This window comes from Yersinia proxima, assembly GCF_902170785.1.
GTDB lineage: Bacteria > Pseudomonadota > Gammaproteobacteria > Enterobacterales > Enterobacteriaceae > Yersinia > Yersinia proxima.
The window spans coordinates 262,651-281,613 of sequence record NZ_CABHYG010000001.1 but is presented as its reverse complement, the minus strand read 5'-3'; the positions used below and the strand labels follow the sequence as shown (position 1 = coordinate 281,613).

The window sequence follows — 18,963 nt, the reverse complement described above, 5'->3', positions numbered from 1 at the left end:
CCAATAAATTATATGGTGATGATTCCAGTGGCAATGCTATAAATCGCAGCAACCGCAGCCACAATAAGAACGATAAACAGTATTCTTTCGTAGGTATTAAACGCTTTCTGATGCTGTTCACGTTTGGCAATCAGATACAAAATCGTACCTGGGCCGTAAATGATGGCCGACAGCAGCAAGTATTTCAGACCACCGGCATAAATCATCAGTGCGGAATAGAAAGTGGCAATAAGGGCAAAGATGAGATCTTTTCTGTGCCCACGAGCATTGGTTTCGTAAGTTTCACCGGTCCAGGCCAGTTTTAGTCCGTAAGCGCCCACCAACAGATAAGGGATCAGGGTTAATGAGCTGGTTAACTCCAGTGCCAGTTGGAAAGCATAATCAGTAAACAGTGTCAGAATTAAGAACACTTGAATAAAGATATTGGTCAGCCATACCGCCGCTGAAGGAACCGCATTGCTGTTTTCAGTACCAAATATTTTTGGCATGCTTTTGCTTTTCGCTGCCGAGAACAGCACTTCCGCAGCCAATAGTGACCAGGATAAATACGCACCCAATACTGAGATAATCAGGCCCACGCTGATAAAGATCGCTCCCCAGCGCCCGACTATGGCTTCCAAAACCCCGGCCATGGATGGCTGACGTAATGCCGCCAAATCAGGACGCAACAGCACACCGTAAGACAACATGGTGATTAATACCAACAAGCACAGCACACCAATAAAGCCCAGAACCGTGGCAATACCAACATGGCTACGTTCTTTGGCGTAACGCGAATACACACTCGCGCCTTCAATACCCAGGAACACAAAGACCGTCACCAACATGGTGCTACGAACTTGGGAGAAGAGAGATTCAGGTTCAACAACCGCTGGCATGACCGCCGCTGCATGACCAACATAGCCGTAGTCATTCAGGTGGGATAAATCAACACTCTTAACTACATCTGGCGTGCCCCAGAAGTTCAGTGCGAACACATCACCTTTAAAGGCAAAAATCAGTACGATGACGAAGATAAAAATGGGGATTATTTTTGCGAAGGTGGCAATGGTATTAATCGCCGCCGCCTCTTTGACACCTCGCAATATCAGGATATGGAATCCCCATAGAATAACCGAGGCCACTAATACCGCAGGAATGGTATTACCGTCACCAAATATAGGGAAGAACGCCCCTAATGTGGATTTGATCAGAACAAAATAAGAAACGTTACCAATACAAGTACCGGCCCAAAAACCTAATGCAGATGCAAAACCAAGATAATCACCAAACCCCTCTTTTGCGTATATGAATACACCGGAATCCAGATTAGGTTTACGCTGAGCTAATGTTTGAAAAACAAAAGCCAGCATTAACATCCCACCACCAGCGATACACCAGGCAATGAGTGCACCAAAACCACCTGTTGCCCTGCCGAACGTTGCTGGTAACGAGAATATACCGGCACCGATCATTGAGCCGACCACTAAAGAAGTTAGGGCCGGTAAAGATAATTTATTCGTAGATGAATTGGCCATGATGTTCTCAATGACGTTGGATAAATTAAGTTAAATGTAAATTCTGCCTATACCCTAAATAATTCGAGTTACAGGAAGGTGGCAAGCGAGAGAGTCCCGATGAGCTTACATGAGCAAGTGATTCGGGTGATTAAGCGCAGCCAACGCACATGCAACTTGAAGTATGACAGGTATATCCCACAAACAGATTCACCTGGACCCACTTAGCGATATAAATACATAGTTATCATAGCTTCCTTTAAAACTATTGCATAATGTCCGGAAAGTAGACCAAATCTTACAATATGTAAATTGTTGCAAAAATTATCACACACATCAGAATTTTCTAATAGTGATCCAGGTCATCATTTCGTATATTCAATAAAAAACAAACCAGTTTAATTCACTGAATAAAAGCCATTTCATTAGCATAGAAATCTTTTTTTAAAATACGTGTGACTTAGGATGATTTCAATATGTTCCTGTCATCAATGATGCTTATAAAAATATAACTAGCGTCAAGTTGCATGCTATACCCCCATCAACTATGCTTAATGATTAAGCACTAAAATAAATATAAAAATAATCAATTAATTCAATATGTTACTAACATTTTCTTTTGTGAAAAAAATAGTCAATTTCTTAAATAAAAAACTATTCATTCATGTCCAAGCCCCCCATCCTGGCTCCCTTAACCAAAAACAAAAAATCAGATAATCGCGGCATTTACAGCCTGCATTTTGATTTTTATGAAACAAAGTTATAAGCCATTCTTTATATCCTTACGCATAGTCATGCCTGCATAAAAAATCAATAATGCATGTAATCTGATAGTCATTATTTAGATTTCATTTAGATTTCATTTAAGTTTGCCTTACATTTGTTACAAAATGGTTAACTTTTAATTTTTACATTCTCCTTAACGGAAATCATTACAATCTAACGCTGCCAAATAACCAACCAATAGTGTTTCATTTTAAATTAACCCAATATAACAGGATAAAACACCAGCATAACTAGTTAATTTAAATAAAGAAAATATCGACTTTTCTTAATGGTGGCATTAGAAAGTCTGATGTTTCATGTTGAAATATCTGACAGTTTGCAAGACTATGTTGATGAAAGTAACGTGGGAATTTACTGATGCTTAAACTGATTATTCTCTTTTCATCTAAAATAACGTAAATAAAACTGGTTAATTTAGTATATAAAACTCACACTTTATTAAATAACCTACTATCCCAATATACATCTTGAGAGTTTTATTAAAGTGATCTCTTTAACTTCAGGGTATTTAGTATCATTACCCGATGTATGATAACGACATTGGTATACCGAAAAACGGCCCCCAATTGGGAGCCGTTACTTAGCCAGTTATATGCACGTACTTACCGCTATTCTGTTAAGCGTTTATCAGTATTCTGCTGAGTACCGGCGGCAGAATACCCCGCCAGAATGGCAACAAAAATCATAAATAGATGACCTTCAGAAGAATCCAGCAAGAATGAATTAAAGAAGTTACACGCCATATAGCTGGTCAATACCGCCAGCAAGACATTACGTAGCGCGGGTGCCTGTTGCCAAATAACACGGTAACAGCAGACAATCCATGCCAGGAAGATAATCAAACCAACAACACCGGATTGGATAGTTTCCAACAAATATTGATTATGTGGGTTGTTTATCTTGTAGTTGATTTCCGGGTTCTCATAATAAAAGCCGCCAGCACCGTGGCCCAGAATAGGCGCTTCCTTAATTAATCGAACCGCCTCGATGGCAAAGGCAGAACGCTGCCCCATTGACGTTGAGCATGCATCATTGACGTTATCCGCAGAGGCCGCCATGCAGACTTTAATCTCATCCACACCTTGAGTGATCCGCTGAGTCGCTTTATTGGGAATTAGCAGCAGTGCCGTAAATGCAATGGCTCCCAGCAGCACCAGGAGCCAGCGTTGGCGACTGCCTAGCGAGAAAAATAGCCATACCCCTAAGCCAACAACCAGAGCAACATACCCGGTGCGGCCCAATACCAAAAATAGGATGCTGTAACAGGCTGCTGCTACCAGCAAACCGTATCCCCAGCGTTTCCAGCCCTGACTTTTGACAGCGAGCATCAGCCATAACATAGCCGCCAATGCCATAAAGAAGTTTTGGGTAATTTGCAGTTTAAAGATGGTTGGGTTTGTCGGATCCACATGGCCAATGGGAATATGTAGCACCCCTACAGCCAGAGTCCCAACCAACGCCACGGCATTGGCGAGTAAGAACCCCAGACAAAACAGTTTCACCCGCTGTGGTTGGTTAATAAAGAACAGTGCCAACGGCAGTACATAAAGAAATTTCTTATCCTTACTCACCATCTCCGGGCCATAGCTGTTGTGATGGAACAATAATGACAGCGCTAACAGTGCAAACATAGCGGCGGGCAAATAGATTAATGGGTTGGTCAGTAAAGGTTTTAATGGCAGAGATTTACGGTTAATGATCAAGCTGATAAGAATTAAAACCAGCGATATATTGATAAGTGGGTTGGAGGTGGGTAAAGCGATACCTAACAGTAATGCCGCAATACTGTTGAGCATTTCACCACGCGGGTTAGCCGGGGATATGCCCGGCGTGGAAGTCGATGGAGTTATCATAATTCTCTCAGCTTAAGCTGGTTGGAAGACTCTAAATGGGCTGACACAAGCCCATTATTAGCATACTACTGGCTTTGAGTGCGCCAGGCGTCAACGGCATCTATGACATCATCGACAGGGATAGCGTTCAAATAGCGATCCGTCGTGTCAGTATCTATCTCGTTAGGATGTGGCAATGTGCGGTAATGACCCGCCCATAACAGGGTGTGTGGGGCTTGCCATGGGTGCCATTGGTTAAGATTGCTGGGGCCAAATAGCACCACTGCGGGAGTTTGTAATGCAGCCGCCATATGCATTGCCACGGAATCCACACCAATAAATAACTTAGCGTTATCTATCAAAACCGCCAGTTCCGGCAGTGCCAAAAGGCCGGATAAATTGACAACTTTTTCGGGTTGCGCGCAGCCAGCAATAATGTCAGCGATATAGTCCAGTTCAGCGTTGTCTTTACCGCCGGTTAACAGCACTGTTTCGCCTTGTTCGGTGAGGTGGTTTATCAATTGACTGAATGATTCACTGGCCCAGGTTTTAAACTTCCAGCGCGCAGAAGGTTGAATCAGGATGTAATCCGCAATATTACGTTGCTGGCACAGTTGTTTTACTCGCTCAATATCGTACGGGCCATAAGCCATGCTGACGTCAGTGCTGATATTCGTCAGTTGTAACGGCGCGAGGATATCCAGGTTATTGAGAACCGTGTGCCGTTCGGCGGCATTGGGAATATCGACCAAGGTGGAGTGGCAGTAGCGCCATAGCCAGGTATCGCGTTTTGGGTAATGAAAGCCGATGCTAAAGCCCGGTTTTAATAAACGGCAGTAAGCGGCAGCTCGCCATTGATCAGATAAATTGAGGATCAGATCATAATGGTGCTCTTTCAATGCATTAAACAACGCTTTTTCGCCGCTGATTTGGGCTGTTAAGCCCGCATGTTTTAGGCCGCGGTCGACAATAAATGCATGATTAACCGTTTTGTTCTCCCGCAGCATATCTTGCGTTCCACCATACAGCAGCACATCGATTTTGGCCTGTGGATAGTTGGCTTTTAATGTGTTGAGTAAAGGCGTGGTGAGGAGAACATCGCCGAAATGGCGTAATTTGATGACCAAAATGCGTTTAACATTCTCTTTCTCTCGCAGTAAGGCCGGTAAATTAACGGCACTGACGCGAGCAGGAGCAGAAAGTTGCCCGGCAGGTGATTCTGTCTTATTTGATGTATTCATCATAGGATGCGCCATCATCGGCAACGAAAGAGGGGCTGTAATGCTATATCAGCCGTTTACTGCATGGCAATTCTTTATTTGATCGTGTGCGACGGGTTGACCGTACCTAGGGGCGCTCCGGCGACTTACGTCGCTACGACCCCAACGGCACGTTTCCCCGCCGTTTCACATTGGGGTTGTCTGCGCTTATCAAACAATATAACCAATTGACGTCATCGGCGCAGGCAGTTTGGACGCGACCAGCGCACAGCCAACGGAGCGTACACGTAGTACGTGACGGCGGCGAGCACTGCTCACGTTCAAAATGGCAAGTAAGATAGTCAATCAGAGAAAATTGACGTTATCGGCGCAGGCGGATTGAGTGCGGACAGCGCGCAAGAACCGGAGCATACATCAGTATGTGACGGTGATGAGCACTGCCCCGAAGCTCAAGCTGGCAAGTAAGATAGTCAATTTTAAAGGCCGGGGGCTTTCCAGAGAGAAGTCGTCAGCCCACTGTCTACTAACGTCAACTGATCGGTATACACGGCTTGCCAGTTGGTTTTGGCCGCTTGATATAGCGCTTTATGTTCAATATTGGGCTGGTATTCTCGCTCCCAGCGCACCAGCCGCTCTCCGGTTTTATCAAGCGCTTCATATAGCCCAACACCGACACCTGCTGCAATCGCACAGCCTAAAGCGGTGGCCTCTTTCACTACCGGTACACGAACCGGAATACCAGTCACATCTGCCAGAATCTGACTCCATAGTTTGCCTTTTGAACCGCCGCCAGCAAATACCACTGACGAGGCTTTGACACCGGAGAATTCCGCAATTTGTGCCAAATTACAGGCCGAAACGATTGCTGCGTTCTCTTCCAAAGCACGGAATAAAGTAGCTTTGTTGCATTTTTCAGGGTCGAGCGACAGATTAATAAAGGAAGGTGCGGCGTGATACCAGGATTTAAAGCGCATAACATCAGAGAAAATAGGCATCACTCCGTAAGCACCAGCAGGCACCCGCGCCGCCATATCTTCCAGCAAACTATAAGTATCAATCCCTAACCGCTGGGCGAGTAATTTCTCTTCGGCACAGAATGCATCACGGAACCAGCGCATGGTCAGGCCGGTAAAGAAGCTGATGGATTCTGCTTGCACCATGCCAGAAATGACGTGAGGGTTAATACGTGTGTTCATATTGGGATCAGTAATCGGTTTGGGTAGGTTAACCACCTGCTGCCAGAAAGTGCCCCCCAGCACCGCTGTCTGCCCCGGTTGTACCACTCCTAATCCTAAGCAGCCGAGTTGTACGTCACCGCCGCCCATCACTACTGGCGTTCCAGCCAACAAACCACACTCTTGTGCGGCCTCTGCCGTGACATGCCCGAGCAAAGTACCGGTTTCTTTAACTGGCGATAAGATATCAGCGCGTAGCCCGGCCATTTCCAGCAAGTTCGGCTGCCAGTTGCGCGTGACTAAATCCAGCATTCCGGTAGTGCCCGCATTGGAGGGGTCTACCGCCAGCTCGCCACTGAGCATATTCGCCAACCAGTCGCTTATCATGGTGAGTGTCCCGGCCTGACGATAAATATCAGGACGGTAATGCGCCAGCCACAGTAATCGAGGCATCGCACTTAAAGCCAGTGTCTGACCGGAGCACTGATAGACTTCAAGCTCAAAGCCATTATTGTGCAACTCTTTCAATTCACTGACTTCACGGCTGGCTCGGGCATCCACGTTAGCACAGGCCCAAATAGGTTTACCGCTGCGGTCATAGAGCACAATCCCTTCGCGCATTGAGCAGGCGGCAACCGCGCGGATAGCACTGGCGGGCAAGTTGGCCTGATGCAACGCCTGACGGATGCATTGACAGGTCAGCTTCCAGTTGGTGGTTAAATCAAACTCCATCGACCCAGGGACATCAGGTACTGGCAAATGTAGCCATTCAGCCTGTCCGGCTGCTATCTGATTTCCATTAAGATCAAATATTACCGCCCGGACACTGCCGGTGCCTGCATCCAAAGCCATCAGATATTCAGCCGATGAGAGTTGATTCATTGTTCGATCCTCAGCTTCAATGTGTTTTTATATAAATTCGTGTATAAACCTGTCCTCTACTGCCTTTTCTCGAAAAAACAAAAACTATTGGAGGTTAATGGCAAACCCAGCATCAAGCCTGGTGCGTGAAGGAGCGACTGTCCCTAGGGGCACTTCGGTCGCTTACGCGACTACGACCCCAACGGAACATTTCCCCTTCAATCGACTTTGTCAGCAATCTGACTATTGGCGTAATTGTCGCCGTCAGATTAGGTGCGCCCAGCGCGGAAAAACCGGAGCGTACACGTAGTACGTGAGGATTTTACTCGCTTCGCTCACCCTCTGGGCCGCTCTAAAGAGCGTTCAAAATGCCAGCATTTTGTGAGCACTGCGAAAGCCTAAGCTGGCAAGTAAAATAGCCAATTAAATCAGTTTGATGATTGATCTTGCGGTCAACTCATCAGTTACCAAAGCATTCACATACTGGCCTTTTAGCGCAGCTACAATGGCTTCAGATTTCTCCACCCCGCCCGCCACACCAATCACCGTAGGAATGTTTGTCAAATCTGCCAGTGAAATACCGATTAATTCCTGGTGAATCTGCATATCTGCGGCGAGCGCGCCATCGGCCTGCATAAAGTAACCGAGGATATCGCCGACCGCGCCTTTGCGGCTAAACATCAGCTGTTCACCTTCGCTTATATAGCCAGAGCGCAAAATAGTGGCTTCTTTTTGTTGATTGACCGAACCAATCCCTACGACAGCAACATCAGCCGCACACGCCGCCAGCATCACATCGCGCACACTATTTTCCTGGCGGAATGTTTCAGCAACTTTGGCACTGGAAGCACGCAACGGCGCAGGAATAATGCTGACCTGACAGGCCGCATCAAGCTGCCCAATCCCAGTCATATAAGAACCTACACCACCGGAAAGAGTCACCAAGCGCACCTGCTGCGAGGCAATAAAGCCACTTAAATGTTGCAAGGCGCACATAGTGGTTTCACCAAAGCCAACCGCCAATAGCTGCTGTGGTTGTACCAATGCCATCAATAAATGTGCCGCGCCAATCCCTAACCGACTGCTGATACTAAGGTCAGCCAAAGAAGGTAAAATGCGGATATGCTTCAGGCCGAAATGCTGTTGCAGCGCATTTTCCAGTTCCAGACAACCCTCATAACGCGAATTAATCTGTACCCGGATAACCCCAGACTGACGGCCTTTCTCCAGCAATCTGGAGACCTTCAATCTGGTCAGCCCCAGCAGTTCGCCAATATCCCCTTGTGTTAAGCCATCGTGATAATAAAACCACGCAATGCGAGCGAGCAGTTCCTCTTCACTCATGCTATTACCCGGATATTTGTATTCATCGTTGGACGACATAGGTTTTTCTTTTGTTACTGGTTTTTCTTTCATCATTACCGGCTGTTCTCTTCTCACTGCTTATCGATGCAAACCACTTATCGACTCAAATGTGTACATCATGAATGTTAAATCTTGATTGATAACTACGCTAACAGCTTAAACCACATATTTGAACACATTTTAATTTAAATTTTTTTATTCACAGAATTGTGATCTTGATTACGCCATTAATGGGATTATGACGCTATCTTTTTTGAACACTTTTAATTTTAAATTATTTTTGTTCACTAGATGGGGTCACTGATGCCGCACACCAACCCGCCACCGCTGCTTCAGGTACGTGGTATCAGCAAACAGTTTTCCGGCGTAGTGGTATTGAAAAGTATCGACTTTACTCTGCAACCGGGCCAGGTTCATGCGCTATTGGGGGGCAACGGGGCAGGTAAATCAACACTCATGAAGATCATTGCCGGAGTGCTTCCCCCCGACAGCGGCAACATTGAGATAGATGGGCAACCTTGTCTAAATCTCACCCCAGCTAAAGCCCACCAGCTAGGTATTTATCTGGTGCCGCAGGAGCCAATGCTATTTGCTAATTTGTCGGTTCAGGAAAATATTCTGTTCCGCTTGCCAAAGCATCAAGCAGACAAAAAGAAAATGGCGCAGTTGCTGCAAAGTTTAGGCTGTCACTTGGATTTGGCAGTCAATGCTGGTTCGCTGGATGTCGCTGACCAACAATTAGTCGAGATCATGCGCGGCCTGATGCGTGACTCGCGAATTTTGATTCTTGATGAACCCACCGCCTCGCTAACACCAGCGGAAACTAATCGCTTATTCAGCCAAATAAAAATGTTATTACAACAAGGGGTTGGGGTGGTATTTATCTCCCACAAACTCCCTGAAATTCGCCAATTAGCCGATTGGGTCAGTGTGATGCGCGATGGTGGAATTGCGCTGAGTGGTGCCACTCAAGAGTTCTCAACCGACACCATTATTCAGGCAATTACCCCACAAGCCAAAAACAGTGAGCTAACGGATACCCAGAAGTTATGGCTAGAGTTGCCGGGCAATCGCCGCTCTCAGGCCCGGGCGCAGTCCAATCAACCGGTGATACAAGTGTGCGACCTGAGTGGCGAAGGTTTTGCTCATATCTCTTTTGAGGTACGCGCCGGTGAAATTCTTGGCCTGGCGGGAGTGGTTGGCGCTGGCAGAACAGAATTAGCCGAAACGCTCTATGGTTTGCGACCCGTCAGCGGGGGCAAAGTCATGTTGGAAGAGAGCGACATCACCACGATGAAAACCGTCAATCGACTGGCTACCGGCCTGGTTTATTTGCCAGAAGACCGGCAGGCCTCCGGCCTCTATCTCGACGCCCCATTGAGCTGGAATGTCTGTTCACTCACTCAAGGTAACCAGGGGATATGGACTCATCCGGCACAGGAAGCCGCCATTTTAGAGCGCTATCGCCGCGCGTTAAACATCAAATTTAGTCACCTCGAACAGCCGGTTCGCACCTTATCCGGCGGTAATCAACAAAAGCTGCTGATTGCCAAGTGTCTGGAGGCTAACCCGCTACTACTGATTATTGATGAACCAACTCGTGGCGTGGATGTGTCTGCCCGCAGCGATATTTATCAATTGATCCGCAGCATCGCGGCTCAGCATGTGGCGATCATTTTTATCTCATCTGATCTGGAAGAAGTGGTGCAAATGGCGGATCGCGTATTGGTTATGCACCAGGGGGAAATCAGTGGCGCGCTGGAGGGCAGTGCCATGAATGTCGACACCATTATGCATTTGGCTTTTGGTGAACAGACAGCTTTTGGTGAACGTCAGTCGGCTGAAAATGAGGGCGCATCATGTTGAAATTCATTCAGAACAATCGCGAAGGCACCGCTCTGCTGGCGATCCTCGCCTTATTTGCCCTGCTCGGCGTGATCGACCGTAATTACTTCAATTTGCAAACCTTCACCATGATCTTTAGCAGCGCGCAGATCCTGATCCTGCTGGCGATCGGGGCCACTATGGTGATGCTAACCCGCAATATTGACGTCTCTGTTGGTTCGATCACCGGCTTATGTGCGGTGACGGTCGGCATGGCGCTCAATGCCGGTTTCGGGCTGGCGCTATCCTGCCTGTTTGCGCTATTGGTTGGCATGGGGGCGGGCTTCTTTAATGGCATTCTGGTGACCTGGCTGCGCATTCCGGCAATTGTCGCCACGCTCGGTACGCTGGGGTTGTATCGCGGCCTGATGCTGTTGCTGACTGGCGGCAAATGGATCGAAGGGTTACCAGCGGATCTGAAAAGTTTATCGACGCCAATTCTGTTTTCTATCTCGCCCATTGGCTGGCTGATTATGTTGCTGATTGTCGCCATGGCCTTGCTGCTGGGCAAAACCGCCTTTGGCCGCAGCTTCTATGCCACCGGTGATAACTTGCAGGGCGCACGCCAATTGGGAATTCGCACTGATAGCATTCGTATTTTTGCTTTCTCCATGAATGGCGTGATGGCGGCTCTGGCCGGGATAGTCTTTGCCTCACAAATTGGTTTTATCCCCAATCAAACCGGCAGCGGCCTGGAAATGAAAGCTATTGCCGCTTGTGTGCTCGGCGGGATCAGCTTGCTCGGCGGCACCGGCACCATTATCGGCGCGATCCTCGGGGCTTATTTACTAACACAAATTGACAGCGTACTGGTGCTGCTGCGCCTACCGGCATGGTGGAATGATTTTATCGCCGGTTTGGTGTTACTGGGTGTACTGGTGTTCGATGGCCGCCTGCGTTGCGCCGTCGAGCGCAATATCCGCCAGCAAAAATATGCTCGCTTTACAACTCGTCCGGTAGCGAGTGATAAAAAATCCGCCGCCGCCCCGTCAAAGACACCAGATAGCAAAGCGCCTAATGGCAAGTCATTCACTAAGAAAGAGGTGGCGCGATGAATATTCATAAGCGTTATGGATGGGAACTGGCTCTGGCTGCACTGTTGGTGCTAGAGATCGGGCTGTTTGGTTTATCCAACTCACGCATGTTGGATATCAATGTGCTGCTATTCAGCACCAGTGATTTTATCTGCATCGGTATCGTCGCTCTGCCGTTAACGATGGTGATTGTCAGTGGTGGTATCGATATCTCATTTGGCTCCACCATTGGGTTGTGCTCAATATTCCTTGGCGTGATGTTCCAGGCGGGCGTACCAATGAGCATCGCCATCCCGCTGACCCTGCTGGTTGGCGCGCTGTGCGGGCTGATTAATGCCGGGCTAATTCTGTATACCGGCGTCAACCCGCTGGTCATCACGCTTGGCACCATGTACCTGTTTGGTGGCAGTGCGCTGTTGTTATCCGGCATTTCCGGCGCAACCGGTTATGAAGGGATTGGTGGCTTCCCAACCGCTTTTACCGATTTTGCCAACCAAACCCTCTTCGGTCTGCCGGTGCCGCTGGTGATCTTTATGGTCTGCGTGTTGCTGTTCTGGTTGCTGATGCACCGCACCCACAGTGGCCGTAACGTCTTTCTTATCGGGCAAAACAGCCGAGTGGCACGATACAGCGCCCTGCCCGTCGCCCGCACCTTATGCCTTTTGTATGCCTTGACCGGCATGGCCTCCGCCATTGCCGCTGTCCTGCTGGTTTCTTACTTTGGCTCGGCACGATCTGACTTAGGAGCATCATTCCTGATGCCCGCTATCACCGCCGTGGTATTGGGAGGGGCCAATATTTATGGTGGCTCCGGCTCCATTCTCGGTACGGCTCTGGCAGTTCTACTGGTGGGTTACTTGCAACAAGGCCTGCAAATGATTGGTACACCAAACCAGATATCCAGCGCGCTGTCTGGTGCCTTACTGATTCTGGTGGTAGTCGGGCGTTCCATCAGCCTGCACCGGCATTTGATTTATGAATGGCTGCAACGTCGCAGAAATACCGTGGTTTAACCTGCTCTTTTTTATAAAAAATTGCCAACACCTCTCTACCTATATCGGAGATAGCCATGAAAACACCAAGATTAAAAAAACTGGCGCTGGTTTGTGCCCTCGGATTTGCCTGTATCACTTTTAGCTCTATCAATGCCGTGCAAGCGGCGGAACGCATCGCGTTTATCCCCAAATTGGTCGGGGTTGGCTTCTTCACCAGTGGCGGCAAAGGTGCCGTCGATGCCGGTAAAGAGTTGGGTGTGGATGTCACCTATGATGGCCCGACCGAGCCAAGTGTTTCCGGCCAGGTGCAGTTAATCAATAACTTCGTCAATCAGGGCTATAACGCCATTGTGGTCTCTGCGGTTTCGCCTGATGGCCTGTGCCCGGCACTGAAACGTGCTATGCAGCGGGGCGTCAAAATTCTGACGTGGGACTCTGACACCAAACCCGAATGTCGCTCGGTGTATATCAACCAGGGAACCCCGAATCAATTGGGGTCAATGCTGGTCGATATGGCAGCAAATCAGGTGAAAAAAGATAAAGCCAAAGTGGCGTTCTTCTATTCCAGCCCGACGGTGACCGACCAGAACCAATGGGTGAATGAAGCGAAGAAAAAAATCCAGCAAGAGCACCCCGGCTGGGAAATTGTCACCACCCAATTTGGTTATAACGACGCCACTAAATCACTGCAAACCGCTGAAGGTATCCTGAAAGCCTATAGCGATCTCGATGCGATTATTGCCCCTGATGCCAACGCCCTGCCCGCTGCGGCACAGGCAGCGGAAAACCTCAAACGCGACAATGTGGCTATCGTCGGTTTCAGCACCCCGAATGTGATGCGCCCCTATGTTGAGCGCGGCACGGTCAAAGAGTTCGGCCTGTGGGATGTGGTTAACCAAGGCAAGATCTCAGTTTATGTCGCCAATGAAATGCTGAAAAAAGGCGACCTGAATGTCGGCGATAAAATTGATATCCCGAACATAGGCGTGGTCGAAGTCGCGCCAAACAGTGTTCAGGGCTATGACCATGAAGCTAAAGGCAGCGGCATTGTGTTACTGCCACAGCGGGTCATCTTCACCAAAGAAAACATCGATAAATACGATTTCTAATCTCGGCGGCCCGTCTCACTGGCGGGCTTGAACAGACCTAAGGGAGTTATGACAGATGGCTGATTTAGACGATATCAAAGACGGTAAAGATTTCGGTATTGGCGTACCACAGCAGAATCCTGCATTTACACTTAAAGGCTGCGGTTCGCTGGATTGGGGGATGCAATCGCGTCTGGCGCGGATTTTTAATCCGAAAACCAACCGCACGGTGATGCTGGCATTTGACCACGGCTATTTTCAGGGGCCGACCACCGGTTTGGAGCGAATTGATATCAATATCGCCCCGCTGTTTGAATATGCCGATGTCTTAATGTGTACCCGTGGTATTTTGCGTAGCATCGTGCCCGCTGCAGCCAATCGCCCGGTGGTACTGCGCGCATCGGGGGCAAACTCAATTCTGACTGATTTATCCAACGAGGCGGTGGCGGTCGCGATGGAAGATGCCCTGCGGCTCAACTCCTGCGCCGTCGCGGCCCAGGTCTATATCGGTACTGAGCACGAGCATCAGTCCATCAAGAACATCATCCAGTTGGTCGATCAGGGTATTCGCTACGGTATGCCAACTATGGCGGTGACTGGCGTAGGCAAAGATATGGCGCGCGATCAGCGTTACTTCTCACTGGCGACCCGTATCGCAGCGGAAATGGGCGCTCAGGTGATCAAAACCTATTATGTCGACAGTGGTTTTGAACGTATTGCTGCCGGTTGCCCGGTACCTATCGTCATTGCTGGCGGTAAAAAACTCCCTGAAAGGGATGCGCTGGAAATGTGTTATCAAGCCATTGATCAAGGCGCATCTGGGGTGGATATGGGGCGCAATATCTTCCAATCAGAAGCCCCGATTGCCATGTTGAAAGCGGTTCATGCCGTGGTGCATAAAAATGAGAATGCAGAAACGGCGTATAAGCTGTTTTTACATGAAAAAGGCTGAGTCAACTGACCGTTGATTGACCCGCTATGACAAGGAGACCTTCTGTGATAAGGAGAACGGTATGCATGTCACCCTCGTCGAAATTAATGTAAAAGAAGACAAAGTTGAGCAATTTATTGAGGTTTTCCGCGCTAATCATCAGGGATCTATCCTGGAGCCGGGAAATTTACGCTTTGATGTTTTGCAGGATGAATCGATCCCAACACGCTTTTATATCTATGAAGCCTATGTTGATGAAGCCGCCGTCGCGGCGCATAAGAAAACACCTCATTACCTCAAGTGTGTTGAAGCGCTAGAGGGTTTGATGACCGGCCCGCGCAAGAAAACGACCTTTATTGGTCTGATGCCTTAACCGAGATGGGCAGTTGTTCCCCCACGCTGCCCTTTCTTTTCCCCCGCTGAATATGACACCCAATTTGCGCTATGATTTTTTAATCATCCTGGCGGATATTCTGCATGAAAAATATCTTAGTGCTGTTGAGTACCCTGCTCTTCAATTGTCCGGCAACCGATGCCGCTGTGCTACCTACTGGTAGTGGAAGTTTTCATTTTACTGTGCCGCAATCTGCTAAAAAAATTCAAGTTTTCAGTTATCTACCGCCGGAGGCGAATGCTCTCACACCAATCGTATTCGTGCTGACGGGATTGAGCCGCGATGCCGATAAATATCGTGATGCCTGGGTAGAAAACGCCAGGAAAAACAAACTGATTGTGATTGCCCCATATTTTAGCCAACAAGATTATCCCGGCAGTGATAGCTATAATCTGGGCAACATAATCAATCCCCAGACCGGAAAGCTGAACCCGCAGGGAGAATGGGCATTTACTGTCATCGACGGTCTATTTACAGAAATGCAAAAACAAGGGATTACCCGGCAAAAAAGCTATTACTTGTTCGGCAATAGTGCCGGCTGCCAGTTTGTCCACCGCATGCTGACTTTGATGCCCGCAACAAAAGTTAAAGCGGCTATTTGCGCGGCAGCCGGTTGGTGGACCATGCCAAATATCCAAATTCCGTGGCCGTATGGTTTAGATAACGCCCCGATCGCGGTCAGCCAGCAACAATTAGCCCACTATTTTGCCTTACCAGTACTTATCGCCGTTGGCGGCAAAGATAATAATCCTAATCACCCATTGCTGCGGCGCACACCTCAAGCCCTGGCTCAGGGAGATAGCCGTTTACAGCGCGCTAAAGCCTATTTTATGGCTGCTGAACAACAAGCCAGGCACGATAAAGTGCCATTTAACTGGCAATTTACAATTTTGCCGGGTGTGGGGCACAGTGGCAGCAAAATGTCAGCTTATGCCGCACAGCAATTTGGCTGGTTCGAGCAACACGGCAAATTTAAAGTTCAAGATGATTGAGCGGGCTGATATCAGATAACACCTATCATAAAAATGAATTCATTAAGTTATTCTTAGCACCGAAGATAATGATTCTGGTATAACGCCCCAGTGCCGTGATACCCACCGTAAAACAGGAGTTTCTATGAATACAACTCATCGCCTGATGCTGGCTTTCGCTTTCTCCAGCACATTACTGGCCGGTACTGCTAGCGCAAATAGCTTATTAGACTCAGTAAAAAGCGCGGCAGATCAATACAGTAAATCAGGTGACAGCTCATCTTCACTGTCATCATTAACCGGTTTGCTCAATGGTGGCGATAAAGCCCTGAGCGCCAGCACCATGACTAATGCGGCCGGTATTTTGCAGTATTGCGTTCAAAATAATGTGCTTTCTGCCAACGGAACTACGGCAATTAAAGATCAATTGATGAGCAAACTGGGGATCACCAGCACTGAAAATGCCAAGAGCCAAGACTACCAGGAAGGCCTCGGTGGGTTGCTGAAAACCGGTGAAGGGAAAAGCCTGAATCTGAACGACTTGGGTAGCGAACAAATTACAGAAAAGATTAAAACCAAAGCCTGTGATTTAGTGCTGAAACAAGGCCAGTCATTCTTGTTGAAATAATGGAATAAGAAATAGAAAAATTTGGCTTAAGTAATAGGCTGTATTCCAAATATGGCCTATTTGCCGCTTAAGAAAATATTCTGACGGTGATAGGCCATCTGCCCCTCATCAGGAAAAAACTGTACCGGTAACCGCAGTTTTCGCCCTTCATACTTAACGAAATTCTCTTCACTGATACTACTTTTAAGTTTTTTGATCTGGGGAGATAACACCATTTCCAGATGCTCATTAAAGGTTATTAATCCCTGATCAAAAGCTCGATCATGTAAATTCGACAAGCATAGGCCATTACTTGGATTAAGCCGATGCTCTGTACCGTGGCTCCAGGGGCGAATATGGCTGGCGACTAATAATATAGGTTCTTCTAAGTCGGTAATGCAGCAGCGGTTCTCATAAACATGTAATACGTTTTTGCGAAATAACTGCTGCCCAACCCGCGCCTTAATAATAGTAGTCTTTTCTTTACCACTGAAATCTTTAATACCACTATCAAATAGCTTGGTCACGGGTATTTCTAACTGGTTCATCACCTGCTGACATTGCCGTTCAAAACCTTCGGTATTCTCATTCATCTCCAACCACAATGCACGATCAGCCTTAGAAGCTCCGCTTAACCCTTTGCGACCAGAATCGATAATATAGGGATCAAGACTAGCGAAATTAACTAATTTCATCGCCAATGCCGACGGCGTTCTGCCAATTAATGCGGCGTAATGAATAATATCAGGATTCCTGGAGTGCAATTTGCCAAAGGGAATTTGACTATACAATGTGAAAGCAACTAACAGTTGATCCCGCATCCAGTGATTTGCTGCTGCCATGCATCGCCATCCAGAATGAGTGAGTCGCCTTATTGAATGGGTTAACTATGCCAGGTATGCGGGAAAAAGTGTATGAATGAAGCATGATGAATGGGGATTGATAACACTCCCCCAGGAGGGAGTGTTTGTATTATTCACAAAATTATTAAACCGTTTCTTCCGATTCAATTGACTGTCGATTACGGCTGACAGCCACTTTGAACGCCCAGTAGATAAAGCTCGCAACAACCAGTGAGTTAATAGTCGGGATGCCCCACTCGGTTACCAGCCCAACAATACTGCCGATAATACTGGCTATAATCGCCACCCAGCCAATGACAGGTGTTTGTTTTTCATCAGGTAACGTCCCTTCCTGTCGGGTTTTATCCAAAATTTTGCGATGGGAGCGCAGCACATAATAATCCACCAGCATGATGCCTATAATCGGTGGGAATACCACGCCAAGCACCGTCAGGAAATCAACAAACCGGTCGAGAATTCCCAACACTGATAGTGTGGTGCCTAGCACACCAATAACCAATGTGGTTGATATATATCTGAGTTTTTTACCCGTTAGCCCCTCGACTGCATTAACAATACCGAGTGAAGAAGAGTACAAATTAAGGTCATTGACCCTTAAGGTGGAGAACACTACGACCAGCAAACCCGCGCCCCCCGCGGCTTGAGACATTATCGTCACGACATCCGCCGTCCCAAGGGTTTTAGCAATCAATATAGCCAACCCATTGACCACAAACTCGCCAGCGACAATGGTAAATATCGTCACACCAAGGACATGTTTGCCGTTTTTTGAGTAGCGCGTCAGATCAGGTGTCATCAGGCTGGCCACAATAGCGCCGCCGACCACGATAGTAATACCCGCGCTGATAGACAAGGATTCACCCGGTGGAATCAACTGGATAATTTCATTCAGATTATGACCAGATAATGTGCTAATGGAGATATAGGCCACCAGCAATATAAACATCGGTACAGCAATTCGAGCCGCAATACGCAATGCCTTAAAACCAAAAGCAACCAGGATAGTTAGCAAGCTGCCCGATAAAGCCGCAGCTAATCCAAACCCCAATTTATGGCCCAGAGCAAAATCAAGTGATTTGGCAAAAATAGCATTTTGGATACCAAACCAACCCAATAAACTGACTGCCACTACAATCCCAATCAGTACAGATCCCAAGCGGCCAAAACCACACCAACGGGCTAGCAAACTGCCAGAGATCCCTTCACGCATCCCCGCCAGACCAAGACCGTAAGTCACCACACCAAATATAATGCTGCCGATGAGAATCGCGGTAAACGCATCGGTCAGCGTCATGGAATTACCGAGTACGGCACCGAGCATAAATTGATCCAGCGCGGTCAGCATTCCCATATGAACAATAGCAACACTTAAAAAAGAAACTCTCTTATCCTGTGGCACCCTGCTTAATGGATAATCTTCAATTTTGATCACGATGAGCTGTACCTTGTTGTTCAGATAGC

General features: G+C 47.7%; 15 protein-coding genes. 8 read left to right on the top strand and 7 right to left on the bottom strand.

The window, feature by feature from the left end:
• Positions 1-8: 8 nt before the first annotated feature.
• From FTB31_RS01155 to lsrR, 5 genes are all read right to left on the bottom strand, one after another.
• A complete protein-coding gene (locus tag FTB31_RS01155) occupies positions 9-1,517 on the bottom strand; it encodes an amino acid permease (protein WP_227720341.1) in 1,509 nt (502 codons plus the stop codon).
• Between the two features lie 1,373 nt (positions 1,518-2,890).
• Complete coding sequence (waaL-ps, locus tag FTB31_RS01150; RefSeq protein ID WP_077293378.1) at positions 2,891-4,135, bottom strand: O-antigen polysaccharide ligase WaaL-ps; 1,245 nt, start codon at positions 4,133-4,135, stop codon at positions 2,891-2,893.
• A gap of 65 nt (positions 4,136-4,200) precedes the next feature.
• Positions 4,201-5,358 carry a putative lipopolysaccharide heptosyltransferase III gene (gene rfaQ / locus FTB31_RS01145; protein WP_050075774.1) on the bottom strand — a complete coding sequence of 386 codons (1,158 nt, stop codon included), beginning with the start codon at positions 5,356-5,358 and terminating at the stop codon, positions 4,201-4,203.
• A 452-nt stretch (positions 5,359-5,810) separates the two neighbouring features.
• Positions 5,811-7,391 (bottom strand): autoinducer-2 kinase, encoded by a 1,581-nt coding sequence (lsrK, locus tag FTB31_RS01140; RefSeq protein WP_175631668.1) that lies wholly within the window; start codon positions 7,389-7,391, stop codon positions 5,811-5,813.
• 402 nt (positions 7,392-7,793) lie between these two features.
• On the bottom strand, positions 7,794-8,786 hold the full coding sequence (lsrR, locus tag FTB31_RS01135) for a transcriptional regulator LsrR (RefSeq protein WP_407084046.1): 993 nt from the start codon (positions 8,784-8,786) through the stop codon (positions 7,794-7,796).
• Positions 8,787-9,038: 252 nt separating this feature from the next.
• On the opposite strand from lsrR, the gene lsrA reads away from it, so the two are divergent.
• The 8 genes from lsrA to FTB31_RS01095 all read left to right on the top strand — a co-directional run bounded on the left by lsrA (position 9,039) and on the right by FTB31_RS01095 (position 16,660).
• Positions 9,039-10,601: an autoinducer 2 ABC transporter ATP-binding protein LsrA gene (lsrA, locus tag FTB31_RS01130; RefSeq protein ID WP_227731027.1), complete on the top strand. Its 1,563-nt coding sequence runs from the start codon at positions 9,039-9,041 to the stop codon at positions 10,599-10,601.
• Positions 10,595-11,674, top strand: a complete 1,080-nt coding sequence (lsrC, locus tag FTB31_RS01125; protein ID WP_077174284.1) for an autoinducer 2 ABC transporter permease LsrC — start codon at positions 10,595-10,597, stop codon at positions 11,672-11,674. The genes lsrA and lsrC overlap by 7 nt, the downstream gene beginning before the upstream one ends.
• 2 nt (positions 11,675-11,676) lie before the next feature.
• The gene (lsrD, locus tag FTB31_RS01120) at positions 11,677-12,666 is read left to right on the top strand and encodes an autoinducer 2 ABC transporter permease LsrD (RefSeq protein WP_272480972.1); all 990 of its coding nucleotides are present in this window, start codon (positions 11,677-11,679) and stop codon (positions 12,664-12,666) included.
• Between the two features lie 56 nt (positions 12,667-12,722).
• The gene (gene lsrB / locus FTB31_RS01115; protein WP_046051646.1) at positions 12,723-13,757 is read left to right on the top strand and encodes an autoinducer 2 ABC transporter substrate-binding protein LsrB; all 1,035 of its coding nucleotides are present in this window, start codon (positions 12,723-12,725) and stop codon (positions 13,755-13,757) included.
• Between the two features lie 55 nt (positions 13,758-13,812).
• Positions 13,813-14,688, top strand: a complete 876-nt coding sequence (gene lsrF / locus FTB31_RS01110) for a 3-hydroxy-5-phosphonooxypentane-2,4-dione thiolase (RefSeq protein WP_005175220.1) — start codon at positions 13,813-13,815, stop codon at positions 14,686-14,688.
• 61 nt (positions 14,689-14,749) lie between these two features.
• Positions 14,750-15,040 (top strand): (4S)-4-hydroxy-5-phosphonooxypentane-2,3-dione isomerase, encoded by a 291-nt coding sequence (gene lsrG, locus FTB31_RS01105; protein WP_227731026.1) that lies wholly within the window; start codon positions 14,750-14,752, stop codon positions 15,038-15,040.
• Positions 15,041-15,144: 104 nt separating this feature from the next.
• Positions 15,145-16,053, top strand: a complete 909-nt coding sequence (locus FTB31_RS01100) for a hypothetical protein (RefSeq protein WP_227731024.1) — start codon at positions 15,145-15,147, stop codon at positions 16,051-16,053.
• 124 nt (positions 16,054-16,177) lie between these two features.
• The gene (locus tag FTB31_RS01095) at positions 16,178-16,660 is read left to right on the top strand and encodes a DUF2501 domain-containing protein (protein ID WP_227731023.1); all 483 of its coding nucleotides are present in this window, start codon (positions 16,178-16,180) and stop codon (positions 16,658-16,660) included.
• 56 nt (positions 16,661-16,716) lie between these two features.
• Here the strand turns inward: FTB31_RS01095 and FTB31_RS01090 are convergent, their stop codons facing one another.
• Both FTB31_RS01090 and FTB31_RS01085 read right to left on the bottom strand, forming a co-directional pair.
• Entirely contained in the window at positions 16,717-17,481 is a 765-nt protein-coding gene (locus FTB31_RS01090; RefSeq protein ID WP_077293390.1) for an HNH endonuclease, read from the bottom strand.
• 145 nt (positions 17,482-17,626) lie between these two features.
• A complete protein-coding gene (locus FTB31_RS01085) occupies positions 17,627-18,934 on the bottom strand; it encodes a cytosine permease (RefSeq protein WP_077174288.1) in 1,308 nt (435 codons plus the stop codon).
• Positions 18,935-18,963: the final 29 nt, after the last annotated feature.

Coding starts and splice junctions, on each gene's coding strand:
- FTB31_RS01155 (WP_227720341.1), bottom strand. CDS start 1,517: ATGGCCAATTCATCTACGAATAAATTATCTTTACCGGCCCTAACTTCT.
- waaL-ps (WP_077293378.1), bottom strand. CDS start 4,135: ATGATAACTCCATCGACTTCCACGCCGGGCATATCCCCGGCTAACCCG.
- rfaQ (WP_050075774.1), bottom strand. CDS start 5,358: ATGATGAATACATCAAATAAGACAGAATCACCTGCCGGGCAACTTTCT.
- lsrK (WP_175631668.1), bottom strand. CDS start 7,391: ATGAATCAACTCTCATCGGCTGAATATCTGATGGCTTTGGATGCAGGC.
- lsrR (WP_407084046.1), bottom strand. CDS start 8,786: ATGAAAGAAAAACCAGTAACAAAAGAAAAACCTATGTCGTCCAACGAT.
- lsrA (WP_227731027.1), top strand. CDS start 9,039: ATGCCGCACACCAACCCGCCACCGCTGCTTCAGGTACGTGGTATCAGC.
- lsrC (WP_077174284.1), top strand. CDS start 10,595: ATGTTGAAATTCATTCAGAACAATCGCGAAGGCACCGCTCTGCTGGCG.
- lsrB (WP_046051646.1), top strand. CDS start 12,723: ATGAAAACACCAAGATTAAAAAAACTGGCGCTGGTTTGTGCCCTCGGA.
- lsrF (WP_005175220.1), top strand. CDS start 13,813: ATGGCTGATTTAGACGATATCAAAGACGGTAAAGATTTCGGTATTGGC.
- lsrG (WP_227731026.1), top strand. CDS start 14,750: ATGCATGTCACCCTCGTCGAAATTAATGTAAAAGAAGACAAAGTTGAG.
- FTB31_RS01100 (WP_227731024.1), top strand. CDS start 15,145: ATGAAAAATATCTTAGTGCTGTTGAGTACCCTGCTCTTCAATTGTCCG.
- FTB31_RS01095 (WP_227731023.1), top strand. CDS start 16,178: ATGAATACAACTCATCGCCTGATGCTGGCTTTCGCTTTCTCCAGCACA.
- FTB31_RS01090 (WP_077293390.1), bottom strand. CDS start 17,481: ATGGCAGCAGCAAATCACTGGATGCGGGATCAACTGTTAGTTGCTTTC.